The organism is Streptomyces sp. NPDC048481 (assembly GCF_043200075.1).
Taxonomy (GTDB): Bacteria; Actinomycetota; Actinomycetes; order Streptomycetales; family Streptomycetaceae; genus Streptomyces.
On the sequence record NZ_JBICXC010000003.1, the window covers coordinates 195122 to 216143 of the forward strand.

General features: G+C 68.0%; 18 protein-coding genes and 1 pseudogene. 7 read left to right on the plus strand and 12 right to left on the minus strand.

Annotated features, from left to right (window positions below; translation table 11 throughout):
- Nucleotides 1-3869: 3869 nt before the first annotated feature.
- Complete coding sequence (locus tag ACGFSH_RS11530; protein WP_393347280.1) at nt 3870-4199, minus strand: hypothetical protein; 330 nt, start codon at nt 4197-4199, stop codon at nt 3870-3872.
- 253 nt (nt 4200-4452) lie between these two features.
- On the opposite strand from ACGFSH_RS11530, the gene ACGFSH_RS11535 reads away from it, so the two are divergent.
- The 4 genes and pseudogenes from ACGFSH_RS11535 (at nt 4453) to ACGFSH_RS11550 (ending at nt 6691) form a co-directional block, all read left to right on the plus strand.
- Nucleotides 4453-4917 (plus strand): hypothetical protein, encoded by a 465-nt coding sequence (locus ACGFSH_RS11535; RefSeq protein WP_384119996.1) that lies wholly within the window; start codon nt 4453-4455, stop codon nt 4915-4917.
- 299 nt (nt 4918-5216) lie between these two features.
- The gene (locus ACGFSH_RS11540; protein ID WP_393347282.1) at nt 5217-5831 is read left to right on the plus strand and encodes a hypothetical protein; all 615 of its coding nucleotides are present in this window, start codon (nt 5217-5219) and stop codon (nt 5829-5831) included.
- Between the two features lie 257 nt (nt 5832-6088).
- Nucleotides 6089-6358 (plus strand): annotated as a pseudogene (locus ACGFSH_RS11545) (HNH endonuclease); the annotation flags it as partial.
- A 15-nt stretch (nt 6359-6373) separates the two neighbouring features.
- A complete protein-coding gene (locus tag ACGFSH_RS11550; RefSeq protein WP_393348151.1) occupies nt 6374-6691 on the plus strand; it encodes a hypothetical protein in 318 nt (105 codons plus the stop codon).
- A gap of 145 nt (nt 6692-6836) precedes the next feature.
- Here ACGFSH_RS11550 and ACGFSH_RS11555 read toward each other — a convergent pair whose 3' ends face one another.
- The 4 genes from ACGFSH_RS11555 to ACGFSH_RS11570 form a co-directional block, all read right to left on the minus strand.
- Entirely contained in the window at nt 6837-7322 is a 486-nt protein-coding gene (locus ACGFSH_RS11555) for a hypothetical protein (RefSeq protein WP_393347284.1), read from the minus strand.
- A 501-nt stretch (nt 7323-7823) separates the two neighbouring features.
- Nucleotides 7824-8993 (minus strand): HTTM domain-containing protein, encoded by a 1170-nt coding sequence (locus ACGFSH_RS11560; protein WP_393348092.1) that lies wholly within the window; start codon nt 8991-8993, stop codon nt 7824-7826.
- Between the two features lie 13 nt (nt 8994-9006).
- Entirely contained in the window at nt 9007-9639 is a 633-nt protein-coding gene (locus ACGFSH_RS11565; protein ID WP_393347286.1) for a DUF5819 family protein, read from the minus strand.
- 219 nt (nt 9640-9858) lie between these two features.
- Entirely contained in the window at nt 9859-11214 is a 1356-nt protein-coding gene (locus tag ACGFSH_RS11570) for an ice-binding family protein (RefSeq protein WP_393347287.1), read from the minus strand.
- Between the two features lie 766 nt (nt 11215-11980).
- Between ACGFSH_RS11570 and ACGFSH_RS11575 the strand changes: the two genes are divergently transcribed.
- Entirely contained in the window at nt 11981-13222 is a 1242-nt protein-coding gene (locus ACGFSH_RS11575; RefSeq protein ID WP_393348094.1) for a PP2C family protein-serine/threonine phosphatase, read from the plus strand.
- Between the two features lie 163 nt (nt 13223-13385).
- Here the strand turns inward: ACGFSH_RS11575 and ACGFSH_RS11580 are convergent, their stop codons facing one another.
- From ACGFSH_RS11580 to ACGFSH_RS11590, 3 genes are all read right to left on the minus strand, one after another.
- Entirely contained in the window at nt 13386-14258 is an 873-nt protein-coding gene (locus tag ACGFSH_RS11580) for a helix-turn-helix domain-containing protein (protein ID WP_393347289.1), read from the minus strand.
- Between the two features lie 313 nt (nt 14259-14571).
- Nucleotides 14572-14790 carry a hypothetical protein gene (locus ACGFSH_RS11585; protein ID WP_393347291.1) on the minus strand — a complete coding sequence of 73 codons (219 nt, stop codon included), beginning with the start codon at nt 14788-14790 and terminating at the stop codon, nt 14572-14574.
- A 218-nt stretch (nt 14791-15008) separates the two neighbouring features.
- A complete protein-coding gene (locus tag ACGFSH_RS11590) occupies nt 15009-15791 on the minus strand; it encodes a TIM barrel protein (RefSeq protein WP_393347293.1) in 783 nt (260 codons plus the stop codon).
- Between the two features lie 252 nt (nt 15792-16043).
- Here ACGFSH_RS11590 and ACGFSH_RS11595 point away from each other — a divergent pair, with 252 nt between their 5' ends.
- Nucleotides 16044-17087, plus strand: coding sequence for a LacI family DNA-binding transcriptional regulator (locus ACGFSH_RS11595; protein ID WP_393347295.1), 1044 nt, complete (start codon nt 16044-16046; stop codon nt 17085-17087).
- A 56-nt stretch (nt 17088-17143) separates the two neighbouring features.
- Here ACGFSH_RS11595 and ACGFSH_RS11600 read toward each other — a convergent pair whose 3' ends face one another.
- Nucleotides 17144-18385, minus strand: coding sequence for a hypothetical protein (locus tag ACGFSH_RS11600; protein WP_393347297.1), 1242 nt, complete (start codon nt 18383-18385; stop codon nt 17144-17146).
- Between the two features lie 311 nt (nt 18386-18696).
- Here ACGFSH_RS11600 and ACGFSH_RS11605 point away from each other — a divergent pair, with 311 nt between their 5' ends.
- On the plus strand, nt 18697-18918 hold the full coding sequence (locus ACGFSH_RS11605; RefSeq protein WP_393347299.1) for a hypothetical protein: 222 nt from the start codon (nt 18697-18699) through the stop codon (nt 18916-18918).
- Between the two features lie 767 nt (nt 18919-19685).
- Here the strand turns inward: ACGFSH_RS11605 and ACGFSH_RS11610 are convergent.
- The 3 genes from ACGFSH_RS11610 to ACGFSH_RS11620 form a co-directional block, all read right to left on the minus strand.
- Nucleotides 19686-19874, minus strand: coding sequence for a ferredoxin (locus ACGFSH_RS11610; protein WP_393347301.1), 189 nt, complete (start codon nt 19872-19874; stop codon nt 19686-19688).
- A gap of 25 nt (nt 19875-19899) precedes the next feature.
- Nucleotides 19900-20430 carry a hypothetical protein gene (locus ACGFSH_RS11615; RefSeq protein ID WP_393347303.1) on the minus strand — a complete coding sequence of 177 codons (531 nt, stop codon included), beginning with the start codon at nt 20428-20430 and terminating at the stop codon, nt 19900-19902.
- Between the two features lie 174 nt (nt 20431-20604).
- Nucleotides 20605-21000, minus strand: a complete 396-nt coding sequence (locus ACGFSH_RS11620; RefSeq protein WP_393347305.1) for a luciferase family protein — start codon at nt 20998-21000, stop codon at nt 20605-20607.
- Between the last annotated feature and the right edge of the window lie 22 nt (nt 21001-21022).

The following is a 21022-nucleotide window of genomic DNA, read 5'->3' on the forward strand; positions in this document are numbered from 1 at the left end:
GTTAGGGCGCCGGGGGGCCCCGCGGGGCGGGGGGGGGGGGCGGGGCCGCGGGGCGGGGGGGGGGGGGGGGGTGTCCCCCGCCACCCCCCCCCGCCCCCAGCTCAACGGTGTTCGAACCAGTAGACCGCCAGTCCGGCCAGGCCCGTCGTGGACGCCTTCACCGCCAGCCGCACGAACTCGTCACTCGCGGTCTCCAGCAGCCGACGCACCCGCATCCGGGCGGGGCTCAGACGCCTGCCCTGCGGCTTCTCACCGAGAGGGGGCCCTCAAGGTGCTGGTCAGGCTTGCTCTGTCGGTGGGAGCCCGTAGGCTCATTCTCAGTGGGAATGGTGACCTCCTCAGGTCGTCCGTTCTTGCTGTCGAAGTCGGTGGCCTCCTGCTCGCAACAGGGGGCCGCCGCCGTATCGGCGGCGGCGCCCGAAAGGCCGCCGGGAACCATTGTGTAGGGGCGTGCTGACAACAGCGCAGAGCTCAACACCCCGACACGCGTTAGCGCGGTGCTGGCCATCTGGCGCCGCTCCAGGTTCGGCGCACCCTGTGGAAGTGGGGATGACCTGCGTAAACATGAGTCACGTTGGTGGCTGGTCGTACCTGTCGGCTACAGCTCGGCGCAGAACATCGTGCCGATGAACCACCGCAGCTGCTTCGCCGCTGATCTCGGACAGCTCTGGTGACCTGCGGATTCGTGGCCACGTACCGACGTGCTCCTCGGGCGGCTCCTCCGGGTATGACGGCTTATTTCCTGGCACACCAGATGTCCGTCGTCCTTGTGGTGACTGACCTGGCGGCGGTGCGCCACCGTCTTGGTCTGGCCCTCGAAGCCAGCGGTGGTCCTCCCGTCTCCTTGAGGTTGGCGGCGCGCAGTCGAAGGTGACGAAGGCGTACGCGACGTCGAAGTCCTTGTAATCCTCCGGCGGGGTCCTGTTCGCCCTGATGTGGTGCGCGTCGGATGGCCGAGCCGTTGTACCCGCCCGGGTGAGGAGGTCCTCTGCCTTGCACTCTGAGGATGTATCGGCTTCCGGAAGACGTTCTCGATCATCTCGACTCGTGTCTCGCATTCGGGTGCTTGCGCAAGGTGTCCGGTGTCGGCCTGGTAGTCGACGTACGGGATCCTTGATTCGCTTGCTGAGCTCGGCGACGCCCAAGCCCGCCGGCCTCTGTTCGCGAAGCCGTTCTGCTCATAGTCGCCCTTGACGTCGAGGGTCTCGACGACGGACTCGACGTCCATGGCGACGCCGTCGATCGCCGACAGGACGCGGTGCGACCAGGACGCGATGTTGGCCCATGGTGCGCCGCCTGGGCGCACTCGTGTACGCCCAGGCAGCCACGGCTCACCGCTGCTCGATCCAGTAGACCGCCCACCCGAGCACACCGGTTGCGGACGCCTGTACGGCCAGGCGCACGAGTTCGTCGCTCGCGGTGTCCAGCAGCCGGCGCGCCCGCATCCGGGCTGGGCTCAGACGCCTGGTCTGCGGCTTCTCACCGAGAGGCGGGCCATCAAGGTGCTGGTCAGAGTTGCTTTGACGGTGGGAGCCCGTAGGCTCGTTATCAGTGGGAATGGTGACCTCCTCAGGTCGTCGGTTCTTGCTGTCGAAGTCGGTGGCCTCCTGCTCGCAACAGGGGGCCGCCGCCGTTTTGGCGGAGGGCACCAAAGGCCACCGAGGAGCATTCTCTGGCACGGCACTGACAGTTACGGGGTCAGCTGGAGCAGTGCCTCTTGTCGTGCGTGTCCTTTCTACGGCTCACACCTGACAAATGAGAGACCCAACTCCGCTCTCGGTGCAGGTGAGTTGCGTCCCGCGTTGTTCCACGTGAAACCTGCTCATCGTCAACTGTGCTGCACAAGAGGCCAGGTCAGCCGTTTGGCTTGCTGATGGTGGCACGAGTGGAACTGTCAGCCAATCTGGCTATCCACAGGCGCCTGGGCACAACCTCCGTGCATCTGGGGATACTTGACTTTGCGCTGTGGGCCAACCTGCACAGCAGGCTTGCGGACAGTTGGCCGCACGGTACTCGGTGACGGGTCTGACCAGCGGGTTTCGCAGTCGAGGACGGTAGATTTCCCGTCTACCGGCTGCGTATAAGGAACATCCCCTTGTGCGTGCAAGATCGCTTCGAATGGTGCGCGGCCATCCACGAAGCAGGTCGGTCCGTAATGGGCGAAAGTGATTTGCATCGGTTACCTGTGGATGGAGCCCCGCCCGGTGGCGCCGTCGTCCATGACACGGTCCACCAGGTCACTTTTTCGTCTGCCCCTCGAAGCCGACGAAGTGGGCGCCCCCGAGGGTGTAGCGGCATCCGGAAGGCGTTCCCGGTCATCTCGACTCGTGTCTCGCACTCGGTGCTTGCACGAGGTGTCCGTTCTCGGCCTGGTGGTCGACGTACGGGCCCGGGACGTGGCGGGGCGCTCAGGTCCTGGCACGGCAGAACTGGCCCGACGGCACGGTCCGCTACCAGGTTGAGGTCGATGCGCTCGGCCGAATCCTCGCGTACCAGTGGCCGCAGCCCGGACTGCGGGTAGCTCGCGAGAGCGGCTCGAAGCCGACCAGGAGCATCGACGACACCGGGCAGGGAGAGATGCCCCGCGCGGTCCGGTCCAGGGGTGACAGGGCCGCCGGATGATCGACTTCGCAATACCGGGCCGTCACCCTGTGCAGTTATCGGCGGACGTTGATGACGATGCGAGTGCCAGCGCCACCGAGGCCGGCGCCCGCCAGGGTCACCCCTAACTCGATCGAGTAGGCGAGGCCGATGATGACGCCGCAGACGACGCTCACGGTGCACAGAGCGAGCTGGGCCCACTCCAGAGCCGAGGAAGGCAGGGTAGGCCTCTCCGGCTCTGACGGTTGCGCAGGCTGCGTTGTCGGCGGGGCGGGTACCCGCGGCGGGGCACCTTCGATAGTGGTCACGGTTTTGCTGCCCTCTCGTCTCTCGAATGGTGCGACCGTGGCACGGCAGGGGAGCTCTCGGTAAAAGGCTCGTGGCTGTGCCGCCGAGTGCTTCCCTTTGCCGTCTCCACGAATTCGCGGTTACGTTCCGAGCGTAGGGCATCTTCGAGTGTGATAGGGAAGATACAACGCTGCCGTGACCTGGAGAAACGCGCTGCCTGAGCGCAGAAATCTGCGATTTAATCGCAGCTCTTCCAGGGTCCCCGCAGGTCACGGATTTTGGGGTCTTTCCGTGCGCGAAAAGATCTCTCCTCGCGTGGAACGTAAGGCTTTGCAGATTTGTTATGTGGAGCTGTTGAGTCCGCCTTGAAAGCCCGGGTCCCCGCTCCGTCTCAGTTTCCGTCTCATTCAGCGCCGTTCATGGCCGTTCAGACGAGACCGAAGCCGGTGGCCACTCTCATGGCCAACCGCCCATGAACGCAGGTGAACGACCCCGTTCGAGGCCCTCGGGACCGCCAACACTTGGAAAGCGTGCGCCCCTGATCAATCTCCTTGGGCCGCCGTGCACCGCTGCGCGGAGCAGTGCGCCTTCCACAGGGGACATGTGCCCGGCAATCCTGAACTGGTCCGCACGACGGTCGAGACCGGGGGTGGGAGACGTGGCTCGTACGCAGTCCAGGTGTGGAGCGCTCACGGAGAAGGGCACTCGGTGCCGGCGACTGGCGATGGTTGGTGCGTCGCGATGCAACCTGCACCGTGGCGAGTGGTCGTCGTACACCATCGAGAAGCGCAAGGAAGCCGAACGCAAGGCGAAGGCACGCAAGCGTCGCAAGTGATTCCAGCCGGTGTGAGGTGACATCCATGGCTGACATCAACGACGGCGGACAACGGCGGCGCGATGCGGTCTGACACGGCCATGGCCGCCCCGCGCAGCACGGATGGACAGGCGGTCAGACCGAACTCCTAAAGCGGTGCTCCGCGTCAAAGCGAGGCTGTGAAGCCGGCGGACTGGTCGAGGTGGAACGCGGAGCCCGGAACCGTCGGAGTCCAACCCTCACGCAGCGCGAGCCGAACAGCCGCGGCGACACCGGACGGCAGTACAGGCTCAGCCTCGCGACCGATCCAGTTGCTCGGATGCGGCTGATCGGTGGTGACCACGAGCGTCGCTCCCGGGGTGTCCGCATGCTCGACCGCGAACGTGCACGGCGACCAGGCCAGCCCCTGGGAGTACGTCGGCCTGCCTCGCAGCCGCCAGCGGTAGAGCGTGCCGTCGACATCGATCCGTCGTGATCCCTTGCGGACCAGTGCCATGCCTCCCCCTTCAGCAGCAACGATGCTAGCGAGCTCTGCCCCACCCTCCGTCTCAGTTTCCGTCTCATTCAGCGCCGTTCACGGCCGTTCAGACGAGACCGGAGCCCGTAGCCGCTCCCGCGCCCGACCGGCCATGAACGCAGGTGAACGAACCCGTACGCGGCCAAGCGAGGCACCACCACAGTTGGAAAGCGTGTTGGCATCGGAGTCGATTACGGCCCGCCGAGACGGCTATGCGTGATCAGCTTGGGGTGTGGAGACCATCATCGCCAGCGGCATAGCCGTCCTGGGGACGCTGCTCGGTTCGGGGATCACCCTGGCGTTCCAGCAGCACACCGCCGACAGGAGCCACCAGTTCACCCGCCGCGAGAAGCTGCGGCAGGAGCGACTCGATGCCTACTCTGCCTACGCCGGCGCGTTGGTCAACTACCGGCGCTGCCTGGTTCACCTCTGGTTCTGCGAGCATGAACAGCCACCACCGGAGGCCCCCGAAACGGTGCGGATCCGCGCCTACGACCTACGCTCCAACGCCCAAGAGGCTCTGTTCCGGGTCCAGATGCTCACCGATGAAGAGACTTTGGGCCGGGCCGCGGAAGACGTGCTCGCAAACGTTACGGAGCTGTCCAAGACGGACAGTAGAACTGAACTCGACGATGCCAGGGTACGGACCCGTGACGACATCAGCCGACTGGTCAGAGCGGCCAAGCAACACCTCTGAGGCACTTGTACACGCGCCGGTCCACAGAAACCCACGCCGTCAGTGACCGCACCACAAGCGCACCAGATCGAGCGGGGACCCGCGGGGAACCACGGTGAAAGCGCCTGAGTCCCACGAAGCCATACCTCGGCCATTCGCGCAGGTCAGGGCTCGAACCGGCCTCAAATGCCCCCAGCTTCCCAAGCTGAGAGCATGGGCTCGGCTCCACCCCTTGCGGCCACCCAACCAGCGCTCGGCAAGGTCTGTCGACAGTTGATGCACAGGAACCCACGCTGCGCCGACCTGGCAGACTGCGATGCATGAAGCGGTCTGCTCATCTGCCTTTGACCCCGCGCACCATGTCCCCGCTGCGCGGCGACGAGTCAATCGTCGGCGTCCCGGACGCGACCGTGGTCGACTTCTGGCGGTTCGCCATGCCGGACCTCCGTGTGAACAACACACGCGGACTGTTCGCGGAGTTTCTGGTCCACCAGGCGGTCGGCTCCCACAAGCCTCGTGTGGAATGGGCAAGCCACGATGTCGAGACCGACGACGGACTGCGCATCGAAGTCAAGGCCGGCGCATACCTGCAAGCCTGGGATCAACGAGCACCGTCCCCGCTCCGCTTCAGTGGGCTCCGCGCTCGCACGTGGTCACCTGGCAGTGGTTACTCAGAGACGAAGTCGTACAACGCCGACGTCTACGTTTTCGCCGTCCAGACTGCCCGTGAACACGCTGACTACAACCCGCTCGACACGACCCAGTGGGAGTTCTACGTACTCCCCCACCAAGTTGTCGCCACCCTGGACACGGACAGCGCCAGCCTTGGCACGGTTCGCGCGGCGGCGGGCCCGCCAGTGCCCTTTGCTGCCCTCGGTGACTGCATCCGGTCGGCCGATCCCCGCCACGGCACGACCGGCACGACCACCGGCTGACGAGCGAAGCCTGTGCCACAACCGTGCCAGATGCAGGGGTCAGCTGCGGTCAACACCGGTGCCCCGTGGTCGAGTAGCCGCTTACTTCCCCAGCCAGCGAAGCCGCAGGTCAGGCACGAGGTCACCCAGCCTCTCTCCTAAAGCGGTACTGACAGAGTCCTGCCTTCGCAGGCTCAACATCTATCGGCCGCTCGACCAAGCCCAGGCTGATGTCCCAGGCGGCTGGCATGCTACGAGCAGTAGACAGAGGGGGGCCTATGTCCGTACCAAGTAAGTGGAAAATTGCGCAACATTGGAACGAAAGTCCGAGAAGGGAGGATTTCGCTCCTTACCTGCTGCTTGATGAGCCGTGTTGCTTCGCCTGCGGGTGGTTCTCAGAGCGATGGAAGCGGGCCACTGCCCAGGCCTCATGGCAGCGCGCCAACCTCGAACGAGCCCACATCATCCCTAGCAGCCTCGGTGGACCAGACGACGCGAGCAACCTGCTCCTACTCTGTAAGCCTTGCCATCAAGAATCTCCAGACTGGGTGGACCCAGCCCAGATGGCTCGCTGGATCGCCACCAGAGAAGAGCGCCCCAGCAGGGAACTTGAGACCTTCTTGGCTTGGTTTGCCGCAGCGGAGAAAGCTCCGGATTTCAAGGACGCCCTAGCCTCTGTCGTCGCGGAGGAGGGTGCAACTGAGCGAGTGTCTGAGCTCCTTCAGGACCTCCTCGGCCGAGCAGGAACACACTTCGGTGTTGGATTCAGTCAAGGCACACGTGTCGCCGTGCTTCAGGCAGCTGCCGATGAGATCAACAGGCGTGCTCAGCAGACTGGCTGGGAGGCTGATGAATCTCGGTCGGTTGACATCCAAGACTGACATCAACGCCTGCGTACAGCAGCAGTCGTACGCGATCTCGCTCAGCCGTAGCGTCTAGGTAGTCCTAGGACCGAACTGAGCCTTGATCGAACTCCTAAAGCGGTGCTCGCACAACGCCACGGCAGCAGCAGAGTGCCGGCGGGGCTCAGTCCTCACCTAGCTGCAGCAACGCCACGGTGAAGGACCCGCCGGCCCCCGCAACGACCCCATCGAAGGTATGCCGGGTGACCGGGTTCCACGCTCGCGCTCCGGGCGAGAGGTCGATGATGTTCGTGTACCAGGCGGCCTCATAGCCCAGCAGACGGACAACACGTTCCGCCGCTCTCTGGGCGTGTGCGCGGTCTCGGCGTCCTGAGCCCGGGAACACGAGGTCGTAGGTCGCCAGGTAGGTCAAGAGCTCCGCTGCGCGCTCAGCGTCGATCTGCAAGAGCGCGTCGTCGATCTCTACTGGTGTGTCCGGGCCGACTGCGCCTTCCACTGCATACTGCTTCCAAGCCTCTTCGGCCTCGGCGGCCACTTGGCGAACGAGTCCCGGAACGGATCCGCCGGCCTGATCGACCACGCGGCCGAAGACCCCGTCTTCCCGCGACAGAGAGCCAGTAAGAGCGCGCAGTTCCGCAGCTACGTCCACCGTGCCATTCTCTACTGGACCAGCCCCGACCCGGCCACGGCCGTGCAGCACCGTGCGATCCGGCGGTGAGTGTCTAACTGCGTGACAACGCCGACGGACAGCGGCGGACAAGCACGGACGCCCCCGGATCATCGCCGCAGGTAAAAGGCGCACTCGCCGCAGGTCGAGCCTTCGCCCAAGTTGCTTCGGGACGAAGAGGTCGTGGGTTCAAATCCCGCCACCCCGACACAGGTCAGAGGCCCATTCATGTGATCGTGAATGGGCCTCTGTCGTGCGTACAGCAGCGGAGTACTGCAACCGCTATGACTCTGGTTGGCCGTCCTTGGTTGGTTGAAGTGGGCCGTTAACCACCTGTCACGCCGGGAAGGATCACCGCTGCAACGGCCGAGAACAGGCCCCCAACAAGCAACCGCTAGAGGAGTGTCCCGAAGCGCGCGCCGAGCAGTCGGACAGTGGCCGACTGCCGAGCAGGTGCTTGACTCTATCGTCCGAGGACTTGTGTCAGCCTCCGTCGGGGAGCACCTGGTGAGACCCGGTTTCGGAGGCGGGCGTGGTGTCTCTCCGGCCTGCCGGGAGCACGACTCGGTGCTTCGAGCGGGGTGTGCCGCCCGGTCCGCCTTGCGCAGGCACTGCTGTGGGGCTTGCCGCTCGTCCGGGCACCGGCCGTCCGTTGGCCGTCCGCCGCACCACGCCTCGGCAGAGGTGAGGCAGGAAGGTGTAGAAGCGGTCGGGAAGGAACACGGCGTCCGCGACGATCATCGCGCCGGAGAAGAGAGGCAGCCCCATCAGCACAGCGATGCCGATGTGCATGCCCAGCAGCATGGCGAGGACGGGATATTTGAGCCTCCCGAAGAGCACGAACGGGAAGGCCACCTGCAAGAGCACGGTCAGGTAACCGGCGACGGCGACCACGAGCGTGTGCTCGTCCACGAAGTGGGAGAGGACGGGCCAGGGCCGGAAGAGTTCGAGGTTCAGGACGTAGTGCAGCGCGGTTCCGCCGCCCCACAGAGCGCCCTGGACCTTGTACAGGCCGGCTGAACCGTAGAGAAGACAGACCTGTGCCGCGATCAGGAACATGCCGCAGTTGTGCACCACCGTGATCAACGTGGTTCGGGCATCGCGGAGTTGCCATGCGAAGGAGTTCCTCGTCGAGGTCGGCTCGTCGCCTGCACGAACCGTCCTCAGCCGGTCTCTGCGCGCGTCCAGGGACCAGCACCGGCCGCATGCGGTGAGGACGAGGTAGAGGGACATCAGCAGGACCAGGTTGTCGCCCCCGTCCGTCATGAAGATCGCCCGGCTGTGGAACGAGGTCACCACGACGGCGAAGAGGACCGACAGGAAACGGGTACGCCAGCCCAGCAGGAACAGTGCGGCCGTAACCAGTGCCAGCGCGTAGCAGAGCTCGAAGTAGGCGCGGCTGTCGGACAGGAGCAGAACACTGAACCAGCCCGTCTGCTCGCAGAGTTGGTCTGCCAGGGCGGGCGTCCACGGAGAGCCGGGACCCCAGATCTCGTCACGGTGGGGAAACTCGCGCAGCAAAAAGATCAGATAGAGCAGTCCGTAACCGATGCGCAGCACAGAGGCCGCGTACAGGGACAGCGGGCGGCCGGTCAGGAGATCACACACGGCGGTCATCCGGTCGGCGAGCCACCGGCCGACGCCGGCCCACATGGTCCTCTGCGCCTCATTTTCCATGGCGGGTCACCTTCCACCAGGGCAGGAGCCGATTCTCGACCGGCGTCGGCTGGCGATTGCCTGCGGCGGCGCCGGGCACGGGGATGGGCAGCGTGACGACGCGGAGCTGAATGAAGTCGAAGGTGCCGCCCTCGCGTGTGGCAGCACGTTCCGTGGCAATGTTGCTCAGGTACTTCTGCATCATCAGGGCTCGGTCCGTGTGCGCCTTGTCGTCTCCTCCGTGCGAGTCGACGTAGCCGGCCCAGGCGCGGCGCAACATGTTCTGTGCGGTGTGGCTCGGGAACGGATGGTGCTCTACTGCTGAACGGTCGACGGCGGTCAGATCGAACCAGGGGCTCACCTGCGCCGATCCGTCGGGGAGGGTGTGCGCGGTTCTCGCCAAAATCTGCCGGTTGACGGATTCGGGGTCCGGGGCGAAGAGCCGCCAATTCTGTTCGAAGAAGGGGTACACCCAGGAATTGACCAACGGGCTGTATCGCTTGGAGACCGTGTTGGCCGGTGCCACGTGAAGAAACACGAGAATCACGTGGACGAAGCTCACCGCCAGGCAAAAAGCCACGGTGGTGTACAGCCCTGCTTTCAGTGCCCGAGTACCTCTCGGGCACCCGGCGGGCGCGACCACGGCGTCAGGACATTCCCGTGTGGCCGGACCGGAGTCGGACTGCTGGATTTCCCTCACGTCCGCTGAGTCGATTCCGCTCGACACCGGCTACCTGTCTTTCTCTGTCAACTGCTGGAGCCTGGCCTTCTTGCTGAGTGCCACCGACCGCGCGCGGCGGACTCGATGAGAGTTCCGCCGCGCGCCGTCATCCGGTGGACCGACTGACCCGCGGTGCGCTACCTAGCCCTCGTGGGCCTTGGAGTGGTCGTCGCCCTCGTAACCCTGGGGCGCCCCGTCGTAGCCGTAGTTTTCGTCGGGCTGCTTGCCGTGGCCGTCCTGGCCGTGGTCTTCCCGACCGTGGTCGTCCTGGCCGTGGTCTTCCCGACCGTGGTCGTCCTGGCCGTGGTCTTCCCGACCGTGGTCGGACTTGCCGGGACGCAGGTAATCCTCGAGGTCCAGCTTGCCGCCGTGGTGCGGCTTACCGGGCTTGCCCCCGTGGTTCGGTCCGCCCGGCGCATGGTCGTGCCCGTCGGCACCGTGCCCGCCAGTGGTGTTCCCGGCGGTGTTGCCAGCCGTGTTGCCGTTGTTCCCGGCGGTGTTGCCCGCGGTGTTCCCAGACGAGTTTCCGGCGGTATTCCCGGACGTGTTGCCGGCGACGTTGCCCGAGGTGCCGCCGGTCCCGACGATCGGTCCGCCCAGGAGGCCGCCGCTGACGAGACCGCCGCTGACGAGGCCGCCGCCGAGGAGGCCCCCGCTGGTGGTCGTTCCTGCGGTGGTTCCGGTCGTGGTGCCGGTGGTCGTTCCCGCTGTGGTTCCGGTGGTCGTCCCCGTCGTCGTTCCGCCGGTGGTGGAGGTCGCGCACCCGCCGAGGAAGATCCGGTTGTTGTCGAGCGTCACGGAGCCGTTACGGGCCAGCGCCCGCCCCTCGATGTTCGTCCCCGTCGTGACACTGATCGAGGTCAGAGCCATGATGGTGCCCACGAAGGTGGAGTTGGTGCCGAGGGTGGCAGAACTCCCGACCTGCCAGAACACGTTGCACGCCGAAGCCCCGTTGGTGAGGAGCACTCGGCTGGAGGACGCGGTCGTCAGCGCTTCGGGAATCTGGAACACCCATACCGCGTTCGGGTTCCCCGCGGCGTCCAGGATCAGGTCACCGGTGAGTCCGACACCGGAGACAGCGGTGTGGACACCCGGAAGCAGCGTCTGACCGTTGCCGATCGCCGACGCAAGGGCGAAGTCCGTGGCCTGGCCGGCGGCGTTGTCGTACGCCGTGACCAGGTCGGCCTTGGCCTGAAGCGCGACAGCGTCCGCGGCGTGTACGGCACCGAGTACCTGGCCGGGCGGAAATCCGGTGATGGACGGATTCGGGTGGGTGCCAAGGTCGTGGCTGATCAGCGAGGGGCCGGTGTTGGTGACTCCCTGACCGGCCAGAACGGAGAAACTCGCTGCCGTGGCCAGTGGCACCGGCGTGGCGATGGCCAGTGCCTGAGTCGGCGTCAAGGCGACCAGCACGGCGGCAATGGTCGCGGCGAGGGCGGAAGCCAGCACGCCGGACAAAGTGCGGCGGTCATCCGCCCGAGGGATCTTCAGCTTCATCAAAAGGCCATTTCCTGTGGGGGCCGTGGCATGCCGGGCCCTACCGATCGCCCGGGAAGCCTTGTCGCTGTCGCCGCATATTACGCAGCAATATCCGTGCGTCGAAATAAACAGGGCGGGGATAATTCGCCGCTCATTCAAACAGCGCACAGCGCTGATTAAATAATGAGATTCGATATTCCTGCTATCGTCAGGTTCTCAAGTGGGCCGCGCCCCCGGGAGACCGAAATCCCCACACCGGCGCCGCACGGGCGGTGTTCGTCAGCCGGGCCGCTGGGTGCGGCTCTCGTAGGCGAGCCCGTCCGAGTGGGTGGCCGGAAGCGGCCCGATCCCGAGCGGAAGCACCGGGCCTCGGAGCACCACGGGCCCGACGGCCGGGGAAGCAGTTGGTCCGGCGGCCGACCGAACCAGACGAGGTCCGAGAGAGGAGACGCCGCGAAGGAGTGCCGGATGCCCGAAATGTTCACCAGGCATAGCATGAGAGCAGGTCAGCACAGTCTCACGTGCGGCCGGCCAGGAAGGTCCGTCCGGAGTGCCGCGACTGACGACGCCAGGGCCCCGTCGGGACGCGAGAACGGCGCCCCGTACCTGGCCCGCTCATCGGCCGGTGGGGCCCGTTGCCCCTGTGGTGACCCGACCTCAAGGGGCGGAGGGGCGACAGGCCGCCCGTGGCGTGATCGACCCCGAGCCCGCCCCGATGAACACCACGTGGACGCCGACGCCCGATGAGTTGTCCATGCCCCGGGCCGAAGGGAAGCCGGCAGCGATGACAGAGGGTGGACGCAAGCCGGACCGGATCGGGGTGGACCGGTCGGAGGGGTTTGGCGAACGACTGCTGGGGGTGCTGCTCGACCGGGCCCACGAGATGCCGCCGGAATTGATCGCCCCCCTCGTCGCGGAGGAGGTGGCCAGGGTCGGAGGGCGGGATGTCTCCATCCTCCTGCAGGACTACGAACAGGTGCTGCTGGTGCCGCTGCCGGGCCGGAGACTGAGGGTCGGAGGCCCCGAGCCGGTCGAGGGCTCCCCCGCCGGCGAGGCGTTCCTGAGCCGCAGAACGGTAGAGGTTCCGGAGGGCGGCAGCGTGCGAATGTACCTGCCGCTGCTGGACGGCAGCGACCAGATCGGGGCGATGGCCGTCACTCTGGACAGCGTCGACGACGACGACCGGCGGTTGCTGCGCAGGCTCGCCGGTCTGGTCGCGGACATGATTGTCACCAAGGACGCCTACACCGATCAGTTCTTCCAGGCTCGCCGCAGTTCCCCGATGAGTGTGGCCGCGGAGATCCAGTGGTCGTTGCTGCCCCCGCTGACGATGACCGTTCCGCAGGTCGAGGTGGCCGGGATTCTGGAACCCGCCTACGACGTGGCAGGCGACAGCTTCGACTACGCCCTCAACGGCGACATCCTGCATATGGCCATGCTCGACGCGATGGGGCACGGGCTGGACGCGGCGACCATGGCGACAGTGGCCGTCGGCGCCTACCGCCACACGCGGCGGGCCCATACGGACCTGTCCCAGGTATACGCGTTCATGGACAGGGCCATCAACGAGCAGTTCGGCCACGACCACTTCGTCACCGCTCAGATAATGATCCTGGACATCACCTCAGGCCGGCTTCAGTGGGTCAACGCCGGCCACCCGGCTCCCTTCCTGATCCGCGACCGCGCAGTGGTGGACCGTCTGGCGAGCCCGACGACGTTGCCGGCCGGCTTCGGCGGTGAGGAGCCGGTGATCAGCGAGCGGATGCTGCAACCCGGGGACCGGATGTTGTGTTTCACCGACGGCCTGATCGAGGAACACCAGGCCGACGGGGCACAGTTCGGCGAGGAGCAGCTCATCGAGTGGACCAACCGCATCCTCCGCGATCGCACTCAGATCCGGGCGGTGGTACGAGCGCTCTCCCACACCCTGAAGCAGGCACGCGGCGGCACCACGACCGACGACGCGACCATCTTCCTCGTCGAGTGGCGGGGCGGCGACGCCGATCACCTCGCCACCCTCGATTGAGCCCACCACCGATGCACCGATTCTCAGCCCGTAGACGCGGTGCCTGAGACGGATCCGGGACGCCCGGCACCGGGCACGTGTGTCGGATGTCCCATGCCCCCGGCTCCGTGGCGGTCGCGTCGACAGGAGGCGCCCGGCCGTGACCGGCTCCCGCGGCCGGCGCTCAGGAACGGATCGCCGTATCGATGTACGTCCTGGCGGTGTTCTTGATGAAGTCCCGGCTGCTGTCCGGGGTGAGGGCCCGGGCCTGAAGATGGTCGTACATCACGCCGTAGTGGCATACGTCGGACGGCTTCTCCAGGTAAAGGTCGTTGGTGAACCGTTCCTGGTACACCAATCCCGCCTCGGGGCCGTCGGCGAACCGCAGGATGGAGAACTGTCCTGACAGGCCCGGGTGAGCACCCGCCGTGTAGGGAAGAACCTGCACCGTGATGTGCGGCTCGGCGCTGAGTGCGTACAGGTGCTCCAGTTGCTCACGCATGACGTCTGCGCTGCCGACGACGCGGCGCAGAGCCGATTCGTCGATTACGGCCCACAGGTGCAACGGGCAGACCGGGTCGTAGATCCGGTGCTGACGGCGCAGCCGTACCTTGAGGCGCGCGGCTGCCTGCTCGGCAGTGAACCGAGGGATCGTTTCCCCGATGACGGCCTGGGCGTAAGCGGGGCTCTGCAGCAGATCGGGCACCACCATGGGCGCGTGAGTGTGCAGGGACGCAGCGTCTGTCTCCAGACCGATGTAGACGCTGTCGGAGAGGTCACCGTAGGCGTGCCACCAGCCGCGCTGACCGGATTCCCTGGCCATCTCCGTCAGAGCGTCGATGACCTGTTGGTCCGTCACTCCGTAGATCGCGCAGAGATCGCGCACATCACGGGGGCTGATGGCGCGGTTGCCGTTCTCCAAATGACTGATCTTGGGCTGAGAGACCATGAGCCGCTCAGCCACTTCGGTGCTCTTCAGCCCGCTGGCCAAGCGGAGCCGGCGAAACTCGGCCCCGAGACGGCGTCTCCTGACGGTGGGATTGGTCTTCGCCGCCACGCGCGCTGTACCTCCGGCTCCATATGGATGTGTCAGCACGCAGGTTGCCATGGCACATGGGTTGTCCCTCACACGCAATGCCGCCGTGAAAATGCCAGCCGAAACGGACTCTTACCTTGGCAATTGCCGTGGAGCGGGATGACGGCGACGGCGGCAGCGCCGCACCACGCCGGCGGCAGGGAGGGCGTACCGAGCGAGGCCTCGCCGAATCGCGCAACCGTCGGCTCGGACCGGAACGAAGAACCGGTCTTCCACAGCACCCCGGACTCCTGATGCGGATGTCACTTCCCCGTCCGGCCTGACTCGAACGGGCCTACACACACAACGAGCCGGCGCCTTCGAACGGGGTTCCTGACTCGATCTCCTGCAACGTCCAGGCGTGCTGGGAGCAGTCGTCGAAGGGGACGCCGCCTTGTCGCAGCAACAGGGCTGCCAGGTGACGCACCTCGGCGGTTCCGTCGATCCGCCCGGAGATGTCGAGTTGCACGGCCCACGTCGGGTGGTGCCCAAGGGCCGTTTCGAGAAGGGCCATTTCATCAGGCTCCCAGTCCCGGAACAGGCGGCCGGTCACTTCGTCGTCGATCGTGATGTAGACGCGTGCAGCGTAGGATCAGCGGCCCGCTCCCCCAGTGGAATCGTTCGTAACGATCGTCGGGCCCGCGCCCGTTGCGCCCGTCCATGTCTCGTGGCACGCCGAGCAGGTCCTGCGGTGTCCGGCGTCCCTTCGGCGGCTGGGCCGGTGTCGGTTGGTCAGGGGGTGAAGGCCGTGCGGAAGCGGTTCAGGGCGGACTCGTTGTCCTCGGACGCCCAGGCCTCCATCGCGACCGTGCCTTCGTAGCCGATCTCCTTCAGTACGCGGGCCACGGCGGGGTAGTTGATCTCGCCCGTTCCTGGTTCGCGGCGGCCCGGGACGTCGGCGACCTGGATCTCGCCGATCAGGTCCGCCTCGTGTGCCCTGCGGACCAGTTCGATCAGGTTCCCTTCGCCGATCTGGGCGTGGTAGAGGTCCAGGTTCATCCGCAGGCCGGGCCGGTCCACCGCCCGGACCAGGGCGAGGGTGTCGGCGGCGGTCGCGAACGGGACTCCGGGGTGGTCGACGGCCGTGTTGAGGTTCTCCAGCGTGAACACGACGCCGGCGCTCTCCCCCAGCTCCGCGATCCGGGTGAGCGTGCGGTGGGCGGCGAGCCACATCGCGCCGGTGACCTCGCCGGTCACCGGCGACACGGGCAGGCCCCGGCCGTCCAGTCCGGTGCCGTGCAGGTTCAGCCGGGGACAGCCGAGCCGGTCCGCCGCCCGGACGGATTCCTCGGCTGTGCGCAGGAGTTCGGCCGCGCCCTCGTCGTCCGTCAGGCTGCCCCTGATGTATCCGGTCATGGAGGAGAACTCGGCCGGAGTGCGGGCCAGGGCGTCCAGGTCGTGCCGGGTCCAGTCCCAGATCTCCACCTGGAACCCGGCGTCATGGACGCGCCGGGCCCGTTCGTCCATCGGCAGATTCAGGAAGACCATCTCGGCGCAGACCGCCAGTCCGTACATCCCGGCAACCCCTTTCACTCTTCCGTTCCCTCTGCATGGGCCCTGCCGGTACCGCTGAGCGATCGCCTGGAACCTAGAACGTTCTAGTCATCGGGCGACCCCGCCGCTCTTGAGTTGCAGTACGCCAGCCGGTATTCCGCCTTGTCAAGCGTTCCTGCCGTTCATCTCCCGCATCTTCCGGCGGCGACTAGAACGTTCTATGGTAGGTCGATCGTGGTGGTGAGAGGGCAGTGGGGCGTAGGGAGGGGGCCGGTGTCGCTCGTTTCTGGTGTTCCGGATCCGAAGCAGTCCGGTGGGAAGCGGCCCACGCTCGCGGACGTCGCCGCGCGGGCCGGTGTGTCCACGGCTCTGGCGTCCATCGTGATGCGCGACGCCAAGGGCGCCGGCGCCGCCACGCGTGAGCGGGTCTTCCAGGCCGCGCGGGAGATCGGGTACCGGCCCGACGCGCGGGCGCGGTTGCTGCGCAGCCGGCGGTCACGGCTGCTCGGCGTGCAGTTCGGTCTGCAGCAGCCCTTCCACGCCGACCTGGTGGAGGGCGTCTACGCGGCCGCCGACGCGGCCGGCTACCAGATCGCGCTGAGCGCGGTGACCGCGACGCGCAGCGAGCAACGCGCCGTGGAGACGCTCCTCGCCGACCGCTGCGAGGCGCTGATCCTGCTCGGCCCCCAGGCTCCCGTCGTCCGCCTGGCGGATCTCGCCGGACAGCTTCCGGTCGTCTCCGTGGCCCGGCGGTTGCGGCGGGCGGACGGCGGCCCCGAGGTCGTGCGGACCGCCGACGACGAGGGGGCCCGGCAGGCTGTGGAGCATCTCGTGGCCCTCGGCCACCGCGACGTCGTCCACATCGACGGCGGTCGCGCGCCCGGCGCCGCCGACCGGCGACGCGGCTACCGCACCGCCATGAACCGGCACGGTCTGGACGCGCACGTCCGCGTGCTCCCCGGCGGACCGAGCGAGGAGGCGGGCGCCGCCGCCGCCCGCGCCCTGGTGACGGCCGGGCCACGCCCCACCGCCGTGCTCGCCTTCAACGACCGCTGTGCGAGCGGTGTCCTCGACGTCTTCCTGCGCGCCGGCGTGACCGTCCCTGGGGACGTCTCGGTCGTCGGTTTCGACGACAGCCGGCTGGCACGTCTGGCCCACATCGGCCTGACGACCGTCGGGCAGGACGCCTCGCGCCTCGCCCACCTCGCCGTGCGGCGGGCGGTCGCCCGGGTGGAGGGCGCCGCCGCTCCGGCCGCGGCCGAGGACGTCGTACCGCCCCGTCTCGTCGTCCGCGGGACCACGTCCGTGCCCCGCTGAGGGCGGACGGCCGGGTCCCGGCGGCGGGCGGGGCCCCTGCGGCCCACCTCACCGTGTCAGCGCGCTTCCTCCGGATCGGCCGGTGTCCGGGGCGGAACGTATCTGCCGTCCTCGAACGGGGTGAACCACGCCCGGAACGCCGTCGGGGCGGCTTCCGGCGCGGATTCCGGCGCCGCACTCCTGGACGCTTCGGCGGCGCCGTCGGCCGAGTCGTCGTAGAGCCACTCGTGGGCCGGGCCCCCGTGCGACCCGTAGGACTCGTAGACGTTGTCCGTGAACGCGTCCAGCGCGGCGGAGACCTCGTCGTCCAGGAGCCCGTGCAGTTCCAGGGTCGTGGTCGCCTGGTTCAGGAGGAATCTCAGGGCGATCTCCTCGGCGACGCAGCTCAGACGCCGGAAGCTGCCGTCGGTGAAGCGGGTGGTCAGGGCGATCACCGTGACCAGGAAGCGGCGGGCGAAGCGGGCGTCGTACTGGAGGGCGTAGCGGTCGGGGAGGCGTTCCAGCTGCCACAGGGGGCCTTCGCACTCCGCCACGCTGGCGTCCTCCTGAGCCAGGACCTGGACGTCCTCGAACAGCTCCTCCACCAGGATGTCGGTCGCGTAGACGAGGGCGCCGGCGGCCAGCCGGGCGCTCCCGGCGCTGCCGGCGCTCCCGGCTCCCCTGCGGTCGTCGTCGTCCGCGCCACCCGGGGGTTCAGGGGGTCCAGCGGGTTCGGCGGGTTCGGTGGTCCGTGCCGGTTCCGCGGACGGGCGGGGGGCGAACGTCGTCGGGGGGAAGGAGCGGAGTTCGTCGGCGAGGGCGAGGATCCGGGTGCGTACCGCGGTCGCGTTCCCGCCCTCGCCCCGGTCCGCGCCGGGGCCGTCACCGGGCTCCTCAGGAGGCGGGGCGGCCGTGTGGCGGGCCTTGCGGGCGGCGGGGTCGTCGGGTGGGGCGTCGGGGCCCTCGGCCGCGTCGAGGCTGGCCCGGGCCCGGTCCTGGTGCAGCTCGACCTCGCACCGTTCGATCGTCCAGTCGGCCAGCAGCTCGGTGTGCTCCAGCTGCTCGTCCACGAGCACCTGCACCGAGTCCTCGGCGGCCTCCAGGGACGGAGCGTCCACGACGACCTTCAGCAGCGCCCCGCCGGGGTGGACGGACACGATGGTGTCCAGGAGTTCGACCTTCACGTCGCCGGGCCCCTCGACGGCGCGGACGGATGCGAAGCCGTCCTCGATCAGCGCCACGGCGCCGGCACGCTGAAGCGGATCCATCTCCGGAAGGCCTTCCGGGATGCAGGTGTCCACGGTCACTACGTACGTCACGCGTCCGAGCCTGTCAGGAGAGGGCCGCCCGGCGCGAGGGAGCGGCGGGGTCCGCGCACACAAATCCGGTCCGCGCGGGCCGGACGGCCGGGCCGCACGCCGTAAGTGTGCCGGATGCAGAAAATCAGTCGAAGTAAACAAGGCGTCAACCAGTCGGGGCGTCCGGCGCTCCCCCGGTGTCGAATCCCCAGGTCAGTGGCGTACGGTCGATGATCGTCGGCTGTGCGGGGGCCGGCGCCGGCCGGGTCTGCGACGAAGAGCGCACGCGGACGGCTGCCTCGAACCGACGACCTCGGGCCATACTGGAGGCAATGACAAAGCCAGCTGCACAGAAGCGCTACTTGCCTACCAGCCCCTTCAAGGCTCCGGTCGCCCCACCCCCCAAGCAGTTCGAGGTGGGCGACCAGGTCACGCACGACATGTACGGCCTCGGCCGCGTGATCGGCATCGAGGACGGCATCGCGGCGCTCGTGGATTTCGGGTCGGCGCAGGAGCGGATCTTGAGTCCGTACGCCAAAATGAGCAAGCTGTAGTACCGCTGTGCCCGGTCACGGCACGCCAGGCCCCTCAGCGGGCCTGTACCGAATGGGAGACCTCTCATAGACCTGACCTCGCTGTTCTCCGCCCCGGAGGGGGCCCGCTCGCACTCCGCCGCGGCCTCGCCGCCTCCGGTGACGAACCCGTTCCAAGCACCGGACTTCGGGGATGACGAGACGTACGCGGCCTCCTTCGCAGCCGAGGACGCGGACGTGTCCGGCTCGAACGCGAGCACGGCCCGCCGCAGGGCGAGCTAGTACGGACGCCCGTTCCGCCGCCGGACGAGCCGGTCCGTACGGCTGCGGCCGCGGCTGTCCACGTGTGACGCGAGGGCCGCGGCGCGCGGGCCGGCCCCGCCGCCTCCCGGGTCTCCCGGGCCGTCCGGCCTGAACGCGCCGCGTCGGCGGTGCCCGTCGCGCGCCTGCCGCCCGCCGGACGGCAGCCGTATGCCCGCCGCGAGCCTCCACGAGCCCGGTGGGCGGCTTCCCGCCCGCCCCGGGCGACCTCGCGGCTGCCTCAAGCTGCCTCATGGCTGCCTCATTACTGCTGGGTGCCGCCGGCTGCCCGTCGACGTACCCGGGTGACCGCTCGACCGGCGCGCGGAGTGATCCCGATCACAACGACAGGGCAGGTGAGAAGTCGACTCCCGTCGGACCAGCAGCCTTGTTAGCCTTGGCCATAGCCCGGTCGCTGGTGCATCCCCCGTCGCCAGCGACCGGGTCTTTCGCTGCCCCCGGCTCCCTCCGCACCCACCAGCGCCGTCCTACTGGATGCGGATGGCCTGTGACGGGCAGCGTTCGGCCATGTCCCGCACCTGTGGCTCCCCGGCCGCCGTCTCCTCGCGTCCCGGTATGACGGCGCCGAGACCGTCCACCGCGGTGAAGACGGAGGGCACGCGCAGCGCGCACTCCCCGGAGCCGTAACACACCTCGGGGTCAACGGAGACTCTCATACGGTCTGCCTGCCCCTCGGGCGCATCACTCAACCGGCCTGCCCGCCAGGGCCATCCAGAGCGCGACCCGGCGCAGCGTGGTCTCGTCGACGCGGTCGACCAGGGTCCGTACGGCCGTCTCGTCCTCCGCGGCGAGGTCGTGGAGGCCCGCCTTGCCCAAACCCGCCATGAGCACCTGGTGCCGACGGTCCTCCAGACGTTCCGCGTGCCTGGCGTGGCCGGGCGCCGCGGGGCCCTGTGCCGCGGGCGCGGCCGCGGCCGCGGGCTCCGGCGCGGCGGTGCCGACGGTGCCGGCGGTGTTCGCGCCGGCGAGGTCGAAGCGCTGCCACGCACCGCCGTCGGGTCCCCACAGGGCGACGGTCGCCTCGTCGCCCCTGGCTCGCACGACCTGCGTCATCTCGCCGATCGCGTACAGCACGGGCGTGCGGACGGGGGATTCGGCGGCGCAGCGCCAGGACGACGAGCGGGGGTCGTAGAACATCGCCGCCCAGCGGGGGGTTCCCGGCGGCCGCGGGCTGCGCGGGGGCCGCGTCGAACGGTCCGGGTCGACCGCCATGGCGCTCACTCCTTCTGCGTCGGCGCGTGCTCTGGTCCGGTGCGGGTGACCATAACTGACGAGCCGTCAGGTCACCAGCCGTCTGCCGGCAGCCACCCGTCGACAGCCCCCTGCCGGCACAGCACCCGTCATCGATCACCGGCCGTCTGTGGCGTGTTGGACGCTCCGCAGGGTTCAGAAACCGCCTGCGGTCTGGCGGGTGAGCGTCGCCTCGCGGTGGTCGTTGCATCGCGGGAAGGGCGCGTCGTCGGCGCCGGGGTGCCTCTGGTGGGCCTGTAGCGCGGCGCTGACCAGCGTCATGAGCAGGTCGATGTCCGTCTCGCACTCCAGATGGACGGTGACCCACGACGAGCCGGGCAGCAGCCGGATGGCCGTGGAGTGTCTGAGGTCCTTCTCGAACCGGCGGATCGCCGTGGCGGTCAGATGCAGGTCGACACTGCGGTCGGAGTGGAAGTGCACGATCTCGACAAGGCCCGAGCGCAAGGCCCGGCCGGTGCCGCAACTGGGCCGGTCCTCCGCGAGGTCCGGCCAGATCGCCAGTCGTGTCATGGCACGCGAGGCCGCCGTCATGGCCCCATCATGAGGCGCTCAC

What these genes read in the sequence shown, in the direction of transcription:
- ACGFSH_RS11575 (WP_393348094.1), top strand. Translation starts at nt 11,981, where the DNA reads ATGACAGAGGGTGGACGCAAGCCGGACCGGATCGGGGTGGACCGGTCG.
- ACGFSH_RS11585 (WP_393347291.1), bottom strand. Translation starts at nt 14,790, where the DNA reads ATGGCCCTTCTCGAAACGGCCCTTGGGCACCACCCGACGTGGGCCGTG.
- ACGFSH_RS11605 (WP_393347299.1), top strand. Translation starts at nt 18,697, where the DNA reads ATGACAAAGCCAGCTGCACAGAAGCGCTACTTGCCTACCAGCCCCTTC.
- ACGFSH_RS11570 (WP_393347287.1), bottom strand. Translation starts at nt 11,214, where the DNA reads ATGAAGCTGAAGATCCCTCGGGCGGATGACCGCCGCACTTTGTCCGGC.
- ACGFSH_RS11610 (WP_393347301.1), bottom strand. Translation starts at nt 19,874, where the DNA reads ATGAGAGTCTCCGTTGACCCCGAGGTGTGTTACGGCTCCGGGGAGTGC.
- ACGFSH_RS11615 (WP_393347303.1), bottom strand. Translation starts at nt 20,430, where the DNA reads ATGGCGGTCGACCCGGACCGTTCGACGCGGCCCCCGCGCAGCCCGCGG.
- ACGFSH_RS11540 (WP_393347282.1), top strand. Translation starts at nt 5,217, where the DNA reads ATGAAGCGGTCTGCTCATCTGCCTTTGACCCCGCGCACCATGTCCCCG.
- ACGFSH_RS11590 (WP_393347293.1), bottom strand. Translation starts at nt 15,791, where the DNA reads ATGTACGGACTGGCGGTCTGCGCCGAGATGGTCTTCCTGAATCTGCCG.
- ACGFSH_RS11560 (WP_393348092.1), bottom strand. Translation starts at nt 8,993, where the DNA reads ATGTGGGCCGGCGTCGGCCGGTGGCTCGCCGACCGGATGACCGCCGTG.
- ACGFSH_RS11550 (WP_393348151.1), top strand. Translation starts at nt 6,374, where the DNA reads ATGGCTCGCTGGATCGCCACCAGAGAAGAGCGCCCCAGCAGGGAACTT.
- ACGFSH_RS11620 (WP_393347305.1), bottom strand. Translation starts at nt 21,000, where the DNA reads ATGACGGCGGCCTCGCGTGCCATGACACGACTGGCGATCTGGCCGGAC.
- ACGFSH_RS11530 (WP_393347280.1), bottom strand. Translation starts at nt 4,199, where the DNA reads ATGGCACTGGTCCGCAAGGGATCACGACGGATCGATGTCGACGGCACG.